This is a genomic window from Aeromonas taiwanensis (genome assembly GCF_000820165.1).
In the GTDB taxonomy this organism is placed as follows: Bacteria; Pseudomonadota; Gammaproteobacteria; order Enterobacterales; family Aeromonadaceae; genus Aeromonas; species Aeromonas taiwanensis.
Window position 1 is genome coordinate 22,496 of sequence record NZ_CDDD01000036.1, and the last position, 7,114, is coordinate 29,609.

Here is a 7,114-nt window from a genome sequence, read left to right on the forward strand (position 1 = left end):
CCATCTACTCGATGGGGCCTTACCATACGCCTCGAACGGAGGCATGAAAAGAGGAAGGGAGCCTCAGCTCCCCTCTTCCGATTGTTCCTGCTCCTGCTCGTCTTCTTTCTTCACATAGAAGCGGGCGAAGAAGAGCCCCAGTTCCCAGAGCGCCCACATGGGGATCGCCAGCAGGGTCTGGGAGAACACATCCGGCGGCGTCAGCAGCATGCCGACCACGAAGACCCCGACGATAACGTAGGGACGCTTCTCCTTCAGGCTCTTGGGCGTGGTCACCCCGGTCCAGCACAGCAGTATGGTGGCGACCGGGATCTCGAACGCCACCCCGAACGCGAAGAACAGGGTCAGCACGAAGTCCAGATAGCTGGCAATGTCGGTCGCCACCGTCACCCCGGCGGGGGCAGTACTGGTGAAGAAGCCGAACACCAGCGGGAACACCACGTAGTAGGCAAACGCCATCCCCGCATAGAAGAGCACGGCGCTGGACGCGACCAGCGGCATGATGAGGCGTCGCTCGTGCTGGTACAGACCGGGGGCGATGAAGGCCCAGGCCTGATAGAGCAGATAGGGGATCGCGACGAAGAAGGAGACCACCAGGGTCAGCTTGATGGGCGTGATGAAGGGGGTCGCCACATCCGTCGCTATCATGCTGGTGCCTTCCGGCAGCTGGCTGAGCAGCGGCTGTGCGATGAAGTCGTAGATGTCGTTGGAGAAGTAGATCAGCGCGACGAACACCAGCAGGATGGCGCCAACGGAACGCAACAGGCGTGTTCTCAGCTCCACCAGGTGGCTGATGAGGGGTTGCTCGGCCTGACTCATGGCTTCGCCTCCTCTTGCCTGGCATCTGGCTCGGTGCTGCGCACCTCATCCACGGGGGCAGCCTGCTCGGGAGCGGCCACAGCGGCAGCTTGCGGCACCGACGCCTCCTTCACCTCGGCCACGGCCGGGACGGGGCGGATGGTGTTCTGCTGTTCGTATGGGCGGTTCACCGACTGGGCAGCCGCCTTCAGCTGCTCGATGGACTCCTGCAGCTCGGGGCTCAGGTTGTTCATCTGCAGCTTTTCGGCCTTTTTCAGATCGTTGTGCAGCTCTTGCAACTTGAGCTCCTGTTCCAGCTCGGACTTCACCGAGTTGGCGGTACTGCGGATCAGCCTGATCCAGTGACTGGCGGTCCGGATCGCCACCGGCAACCGCTCGGGCCCCAGCACCACCAGGGCGACGACACCGATGACGATCAGCTCCCAAAAACCGATGTCGAACATGGCTTAGGCCTGATCTTTGTCTTTCTGCTTGGCGGTGTCGGCGCTGCTGGCCGTCTCGTTCAACTGCTTGGTCGGAAACTCGGCGTCCTTCTGCTCGGGCTTGGTGTCGGCCGGCTCATCGGAGAGCGCCTTCTTGAACCCCTTGACCGCCGCACCCAGATCGCCGCCGATGCCGCGCAGCTTCTTGGTCCCGAACAACAGCACGACGATGACTGCGATGATCAACAACTGCCAAATACTGATACCACCCATGACTTTCTCTCCAGGATTGGCGCCCGCTGGCGCACTGTGTTTAATGAGAACGGGTTCGCAGCCAACCCAGCAGCCAGCATAACCCGGCGCCGGCGAGGCTGATTTGTCCCCACTCAATGTGTTGTTTCTGGGTCAGCAAGAATACACCCGCCAATAGCAGGCTGGCTCCAACCCCTAAGAGGTAGCGCGCCTGCCCCTGGCGACGGCTGTGCCGGCGAAAATCGGCGAACATCTGGTCGAAGTGGTGCTGCTGATGTCGGGCCTGGCGCAGGGTCTCGTAGACCAGCTCAGGCAGCTCCGGCAGCTTCTCCGCCCAGAAGGGAGCCTTCTCCTTGATGGCATTCCACACCGCCTTGGGGCCGACCTGCTCGTGCATCCAGTTTTCCAGATAGGGCTTGGCGGTCTGCCACAGGTCCAGCTGGGGATAGAGCTGGCGCCCCAGCCCTTCCACGTAGAGCAGGGTCTTCTGCAGCAGCACCAGCTGCGGCTGCACCTGCATGTTGAAGCGACGGGCGGTGTTGAACAGGTTGAGCAGCACGTGGCCGAACGAGATCTCGGAGAGCGGCTTCTCGAAGATGGGCTCCAGCACGGTGCGGATGGCAAACTCGAACTCGTCCACCTTGGTATCGGGCGGCACCCAGCCGGACTCCACGTGCAGCTGGGCGACCCGCTGGTAGTCACGGTTGAAGAAGGCTAGGAAGTTCTCCGCCAGGTAGCGCTTGTCTTCCCGGTTCAGGGTACCGACGATGCCGCAGTCGATGCCGATCCAGAGCGGATTCTCGGGGTGCTCGTAAGAGACGAAGATGTTGCCCGGGTGCATGTCGGCGTGGAAGAAGCTGTCGCGGAACACCTGGGTGAAGAAGACCTCCACCCCGCGCTCGGCCAGCAGCTTCATGTTGGTGCCGTTGGCCTCCAGCGCCGCGATATCGGAGACGGGAATGCCGTAGATGCGCTCCATCACCAGCACCTGCTCACGGCAGTGATCCGTGTACACCTCGGGCACATAGAGCGCCTCGGAGCCGGTGAAGTTGCGACGCAGCTGGATGGCGTTGGCCGCCTCCCGCATCAGGTTGAGCTCGTCAAGTATGGTCTTGCGGTACTCTTCCACTACCTCAACCGGGCGCAGCCTGGCGCTCTGGGGCACGAAGCGGGCTACCAGACGGGCCAGCGCCTGCATCAGGCGCAGATCTGCCTCGATGACGGGCTCAATGTCTGGGCGGATCACCTTGATGACGATCTCGCGGCCGTTCTCTTTCAGGCGAGCAGTGTGCACCTGGGCGATGGAGGCGGACGCCAGCGGCGTCTCGTCGAAGTCGTCGAACAGGGTCTCGATGGTGCAACCCAGGCTCGCCTCGATCTGGCGGCGGGCGGCCTGCCCACAGAAGGGAGGCACCCTGTCCTGCAGCAGCGCCAGCTCCTCGGCGATGTCCGGAGGCAGCAGATCGCGCCGGGTCGAGAGCATCTGGCCGAACTTGATGAAGATGGGGCCGAGGGCCTCGAAGGCGAGGCGAATGCGGGCACCGCGGCTCATGCCTTGCTGCCTGTTCTTGAGCCAGAACAGGCTGCGGCGGGCCAGCCGGCCGGGCCAGGGCTGGTAACGGGCGGGCACCAGCTCGTCGATGCCCTGCTCCAGCAGGATGCTGACGATGCGATAGAGGCGTTTGAACTCCTTCGGGGTCATCAGCTCACCTGTTGCTCGAGGCGGGCCAGACGCAGTTCGACGGCCTTGAGCTGTTGGGCCAGCACCTCGACGTCGTCGTTGAAGCTCGCCACCTCCAGGGGGCCGGGGGCCAGCCTGGCCTCCTCGGTCAGGTACTCCGCCAGCTGCCGCTGACTGCGGCACAGCTCGCGTCCCACCAGGCGGCGCGCCTGACGGGCTCCGCTGCACAGGGTGTGAGCCAGCACGTCGCCGGTATAGCGGGACAGCTCCTCCTCCCAGTCGATGTCGAGCTCACCCAGCAGGGCGCTGAACGCCTGCACCAGCTGGGGATCGCCGCTCAGGTCCAGCTTCTCCTCGCGGATGTAGCGGGTCAGGGCGGAGGGCTCTTTGAGCAGACCGAGGGCGGTCAGGGAGAGACTGAGCACCGCATCGGCCTCCCCTTCATAGCGGGCCAGCACATCCAGCCGGCGGTCGGAGAAGACAAACCAGAGCGGCTTGAGTTCGCGCAGCTCCAGCTTGAGCACCTTGCCCGCCAGCTTGCGCAGCCGCTCAGGGCTCTGCTTGTCGAGGGTCAGCAACTGGTTGAGGCTGGTTTCGATCACCGCGGTGACCATGGCATCCATCGGCATAGGCGACCTTAAAACTTGTAACCGCGGTGCAGGGCGACCACACCCTGGGTCAGGTTGTAGAACTCCACCTGCTCGAACCCGACCTTCTCCATCATGCCGGCCAGGGTCTGCTGATCCGGGTGCATGCGGATGGATTCTGCCAGGTACTGGTAGCTTTCACTGTCGTTCGCGACAATTTCGCCCATTTTCGGCAGTAGTTTGAAGGAGTAGAGATCGTACAGCTTGGCGATCACCTCGCTCTCCGGCTTGGAGAACTCCAGCACCAGCAGGCGGCCGCCCGGCTTGAGCACCCGGAACATGGAGGCGAGCGCCTTGTCCTTGTCGGTGACGTTGCGCAGACCGAAGCCGATGGTGATGACGTCGAAGTGGTTGTCCGGGAAGGGGAGCGCCTCGGCGTTGGCCTGCACGTAGGAGACGTTGTTGGCCACCCCCAGGTTGCGCAGCTTGTCGCGACCCACCTTGAGCATGGAGTCGTTGATGTCTGCCAGCACCACCTGGCCAGTCTCGCCGACGATGCGGGAGAACTTGGCGGTCAGATCCCCGGTGCCACCGGCCAGATCCAGCACCTTCTGGCCCTTGCGGACCCCGGAGCAGTCGATGGTGAAGCGCTTCCACAGGCGGTGAATGCCGAACGACATCAGATCGTTCATCAGATCATACTTGGCCGCCACCGAATGGAAGACGCCAGCTACCAGAGTTTCCTTCTCGGTCGCCGCCACGGTTTTATAGCCAAAATGCGTAGTACTAGTCTGTTCCGACATCCCTCAAATACCCATAGAGCAAAGAATGGCCGCCAGTTTACCAGAGCAGCCAGCGTCCGGACACCTCAGAACCTGTTTAGTGCCTGTCGTACAAGGGTGGCAAGGGAAGCAGGGGCCGGGGCGACGGGGTGGAGAGCTGAATCTCAGGTACCCAGTGTCGCTGTCTCATTTGGCACCTGAGAGGAGATGGCGCCTCACAGCCGGCTCACGACCAGCTGAATCCCCAGTACGACCATGGCCAGACAGAGGAACAGATTGAGCCCCACGTTGAGCAGCGCCTTGAGATAGGCCCCCTGCTGGGCCAGCACCACTGTATCCAGGGCGAAGGAGGAGAAAGTGGTCAGCGCCCCCAGAATGCCGACCATCAGCAGCGGCTTCATCGGGTGTTCCACCACCTGGGCATGGGTGATGAGCGCATAGGCTATCCCCATGATGAAGGAGCCCACGACGTTGACCACCAGAGTGCCATAGGGGAAGTGGCGCCCCAGCAGCAAGGCCATCAATTCGGCGATCCCAAAGCGAAGGCAGGCACCGAAGGCGCCACCGACCGCGACAAATAACCAGGTTTGCATGGAACAGGCTCCAAAGGTATCAGGTCCTTATTATGCAAAATGCCGGCTGACAGGGACAGCCGGCAATTAATCGGCGAGTTTGAGGCGGATCAGCGACGAAAATCGACTGGTTCACTCTGTGCCAGATGCAGGGACGTCTCGGCGGGGCGAGTTTCGGCGATCACCTTGCCATGGCGGATAGAGTAGCGAACCGGCACCTGGCGGCGCACCGCATCGAAGCCATTGTCCGCTGGCAGGATCAACAGGTTGGCGGGCTTGCCAGTCTCGATGCCATAGCGATCCTGCACATTCAGGGTGCGGGCGCTGTGCGCCCCGATGAGTTTGAGGCTGTCATTGATCTGCTCGTAGCCCATGATCTGGCAGACATGCAGCCCCATGTGCAATACCTGCAGCATGTTGCCCGTGCCCATGGGGTACCAGGGGTCGAACACGTCGTCGTGGCCGAAACAGACGTTGATGTTCGCCTCCAGCATCTCCTCCACCCGGGTTATGCCCCGGCGCTTGGGATAGGTATCGAAACGCCCCTGCAGGTGGATGTTCACCAGCGGATTGGCGACAAAGTTGATATCCGCAATCCTGAGAAGCCGGAACAGGCGGGAGGCATAGGCACCGTTGTAGGAGTGCATGGCCGTGGTGTGGCTGGCGGTCACCCGCCGGCCGATGCCACGCTCGTAGGCCAGGGTCGCCAGCGTCTCGAGAAAGCGGGACTGCTCATCATCAATTTCATCGCAGTGCACATCGACAAGAACCCCGTATTTTTCTGCAAGATCGAAGACGTAATGCAGGCTTTCTACCCCATATTCCCGGGTAAACTCGAAATGGGGAATGGCGCCGATCACATCGGCTCCGAGCTTGAGCGCCTCCTCCAGCAGAGCCTTGCCGTTGGGATAGGAGAGGATCCCCTCCTGCGGGAAGGCGACGATCTGCAGCTCCACCCACTCCTTCATCTCCTCCCGCACCTCCACCATGGCCTTCAACGCCACCAGGTTGGGATCGGAGACGTCGACATGGGTACGGACGAACTGGATGCCGTTGGCGATCTGCCATTTGAGGGTCTGGATAGCGCGCTGCTTCACATCCTGGTGGGTCAGGAGCGCCTTGCGCTCGGCCCAGCGCTCTATTCCCTCGAACAGGGTACCGGAGAGGTTCCAGCTCGGCTCACCCGCCGTCTGAGTGGTATCCAAGTGAATGTGGGGCTCGATAAAGGGCGCCACCGCCAGCCCCCCTTCCCCGTCAAGCTCCCGGGCCGAGAGGAGCATCTGGCTCATGGGTGCCATGGTCCGGATCAGGCCATCCTGACAGAGGATCTGCCACATCCCCTCCCTGTCAGCCAGACGCACATTCTTTATCAGCATGTTCCTTTCCCCTTGAAGAGACAGATAGCCTTTGCTAATCCACAACTTAGCTCGGATCAGTTCAATAGAGAAGGGTTCACCATAAAGGGCTTCAGTAGGGATGAAGCCAGGATTGACCCAGATCGGCAGCGCGGGCTTGTTTCACAACTATCTGAAAAGCCCGGGCATCAGGAAGCTGTCTCTGAACGTCATAGAGATTCACTGGGAATATAAACACGATGAGCGCCTGGTCGCTGCCATCCAGATCGAGGCTGCGGGGCAGGCCCATTTCTACCTGGATGTCAGACAGATATCGGCGAGATAAAGGGGGGAAAGACAGAAACAAAAAAGCCTCCCGATTGGGAGGCTTTCTTTTTAATGGTGCTGATACCCAGAATCGAACTGGGGACCTCATCCTTACCAAGGATGCGCTCTACCGACTGAGCCATATCAGCACACTAACCGGTAAAGACCACGCTCAGCGCGCAATCTTGAAATGGGTGCCTGGCAGTGTCCTACTCTCGCATGGCGAATGCCACACTACCATCGGCGCTACAGCGTTTCACTTCTGAGTTCGGCATGGGGTCAGGTGGTTCCACTGCGCTATTGCCGCCAGGCAAAAATCTTCAATCTGAAAAAGCTGA

The 7,114-nt window shown here is 61.2% G+C and carries 9 protein-coding genes, 1 tRNA gene and 1 rRNA gene; 1 reads left to right on the top strand and 10 read right to left on the bottom strand.

The window, feature by feature from the left end; genetic code table 11:
* Positions 1-63 precede the first annotated feature (63 nt).
* The 8 genes from tatC to BN1136_RS06355 all read right to left on the bottom strand — a co-directional run bounded on the left by tatC (position 64) and on the right by BN1136_RS06355 (position 6,491).
* Positions 64-819 carry a twin-arginine translocase subunit TatC gene (gene tatC, locus BN1136_RS06320; RefSeq protein WP_043763907.1) on the bottom strand — a complete coding sequence of 252 codons (756 nt, stop codon included), beginning with the start codon at positions 817-819 and terminating at the stop codon, positions 64-66.
* Entirely contained in the window at positions 816-1,262 is a 447-nt protein-coding gene (gene tatB, locus BN1136_RS06325; RefSeq protein ID WP_043763906.1) for a Sec-independent protein translocase protein TatB, read from the bottom strand. Before tatB ends, tatC begins: the two co-directional genes overlap by 4 nt.
* 3 nt (positions 1,263-1,265) lie before the next feature.
* Positions 1,266-1,514: a Sec-independent protein translocase subunit TatA gene (gene tatA / locus BN1136_RS06330; protein ID WP_043763905.1), complete on the bottom strand. Its 249-nt coding sequence runs from the start codon at positions 1,512-1,514 to the stop codon at positions 1,266-1,268.
* Between the two features lie 40 nt (positions 1,515-1,554).
* Entirely contained in the window at positions 1,555-3,195 is a 1,641-nt protein-coding gene (gene ubiB, locus BN1136_RS06335) for a ubiquinone biosynthesis regulatory protein kinase UbiB (RefSeq protein WP_043763904.1), read from the bottom strand.
* Positions 3,195-3,803, bottom strand: a complete 609-nt coding sequence (locus BN1136_RS06340; protein ID WP_043763903.1) for a ubiquinone biosynthesis accessory factor UbiJ — start codon at positions 3,801-3,803, stop codon at positions 3,195-3,197. The genes ubiB and BN1136_RS06340 overlap by 1 nt, the downstream gene beginning before the upstream one ends.
* An 8-nt stretch (positions 3,804-3,811) precedes the next feature.
* On the bottom strand, positions 3,812-4,564 hold the full coding sequence (ubiE, locus tag BN1136_RS06345) for a bifunctional demethylmenaquinone methyltransferase/2-methoxy-6-polyprenyl-1,4-benzoquinol methylase UbiE (RefSeq protein ID WP_043763902.1): 753 nt from the start codon (positions 4,562-4,564) through the stop codon (positions 3,812-3,814).
* A gap of 194 nt (positions 4,565-4,758) precedes the next feature.
* Complete coding sequence (gene crcB, locus BN1136_RS06350; protein WP_043763901.1) at positions 4,759-5,136, bottom strand: fluoride efflux transporter CrcB; 378 nt, start codon at positions 5,134-5,136, stop codon at positions 4,759-4,761.
* Positions 5,137-5,225: 89 nt separating this feature from the next.
* Positions 5,226-6,491 (bottom strand): cytosine deaminase, encoded by a 1,266-nt coding sequence (locus tag BN1136_RS06355; protein ID WP_043763900.1) that lies wholly within the window; start codon positions 6,489-6,491, stop codon positions 5,226-5,228.
* 112 nt (positions 6,492-6,603) lie between these two features.
* On the opposite strand from BN1136_RS06355, the gene BN1136_RS06360 reads away from it, so the two are divergent.
* Positions 6,604-6,795, top strand: coding sequence for a hypothetical protein (locus BN1136_RS06360; protein WP_231557836.1), 192 nt, complete (start codon positions 6,604-6,606; stop codon positions 6,793-6,795).
* Positions 6,796-6,849: 54 nt separating this feature from the next.
* On the opposite strand, the gene BN1136_RS06365 is transcribed toward BN1136_RS06360, so the two are convergent.
* Together BN1136_RS06365 and rrf are read right to left on the bottom strand one after the other, a co-directional pair.
* A tRNA-Thr gene (locus BN1136_RS06365) sits at positions 6,850-6,925 on the bottom strand.
* 47 nt (positions 6,926-6,972) lie between these two features.
* Positions 6,973-7,087 (bottom strand): 5S ribosomal RNA (gene rrf, locus BN1136_RS06370).
* Between the last annotated feature and the right edge of the window lie 27 nt (positions 7,088-7,114).

What these genes read in the sequence shown, in the direction of transcription:
- tatC (WP_043763907.1), bottom strand. Translation starts at nt 819, where the DNA reads ATGAGTCAGGCCGAGCAACCCCTCATCAGCCACCTGGTGGAGCTGAGA.
- tatB (WP_043763906.1), bottom strand. Translation starts at nt 1,262, where the DNA reads ATGTTCGACATCGGTTTTTGGGAGCTGATCGTCATCGGTGTCGTCGCC.
- tatA (WP_043763905.1), bottom strand. Translation starts at nt 1,514, where the DNA reads ATGGGTGGTATCAGTATTTGGCAGTTGTTGATCATCGCAGTCATCGTC.
- ubiB (WP_043763904.1), bottom strand. Translation starts at nt 3,195, where the DNA reads ATGACCCCGAAGGAGTTCAAACGCCTCTATCGCATCGTCAGCATCCTG.
- BN1136_RS06340 (WP_043763903.1), bottom strand. Translation starts at nt 3,803, where the DNA reads ATGCCGATGGATGCCATGGTCACCGCGGTGATCGAAACCAGCCTCAAC.
- ubiE (WP_043763902.1), bottom strand. Translation starts at nt 4,564, where the DNA reads ATGTCGGAACAGACTAGTACTACGCATTTTGGCTATAAAACCGTGGCG.
- crcB (WP_043763901.1), bottom strand. Translation starts at nt 5,136, where the DNA reads ATGCAAACCTGGTTATTTGTCGCGGTCGGTGGCGCCTTCGGTGCCTGC.
- BN1136_RS06355 (WP_043763900.1), bottom strand. Translation starts at nt 6,491, where the DNA reads ATGCTGATAAAGAATGTGCGTCTGGCTGACAGGGAGGGGATGTGGCAG.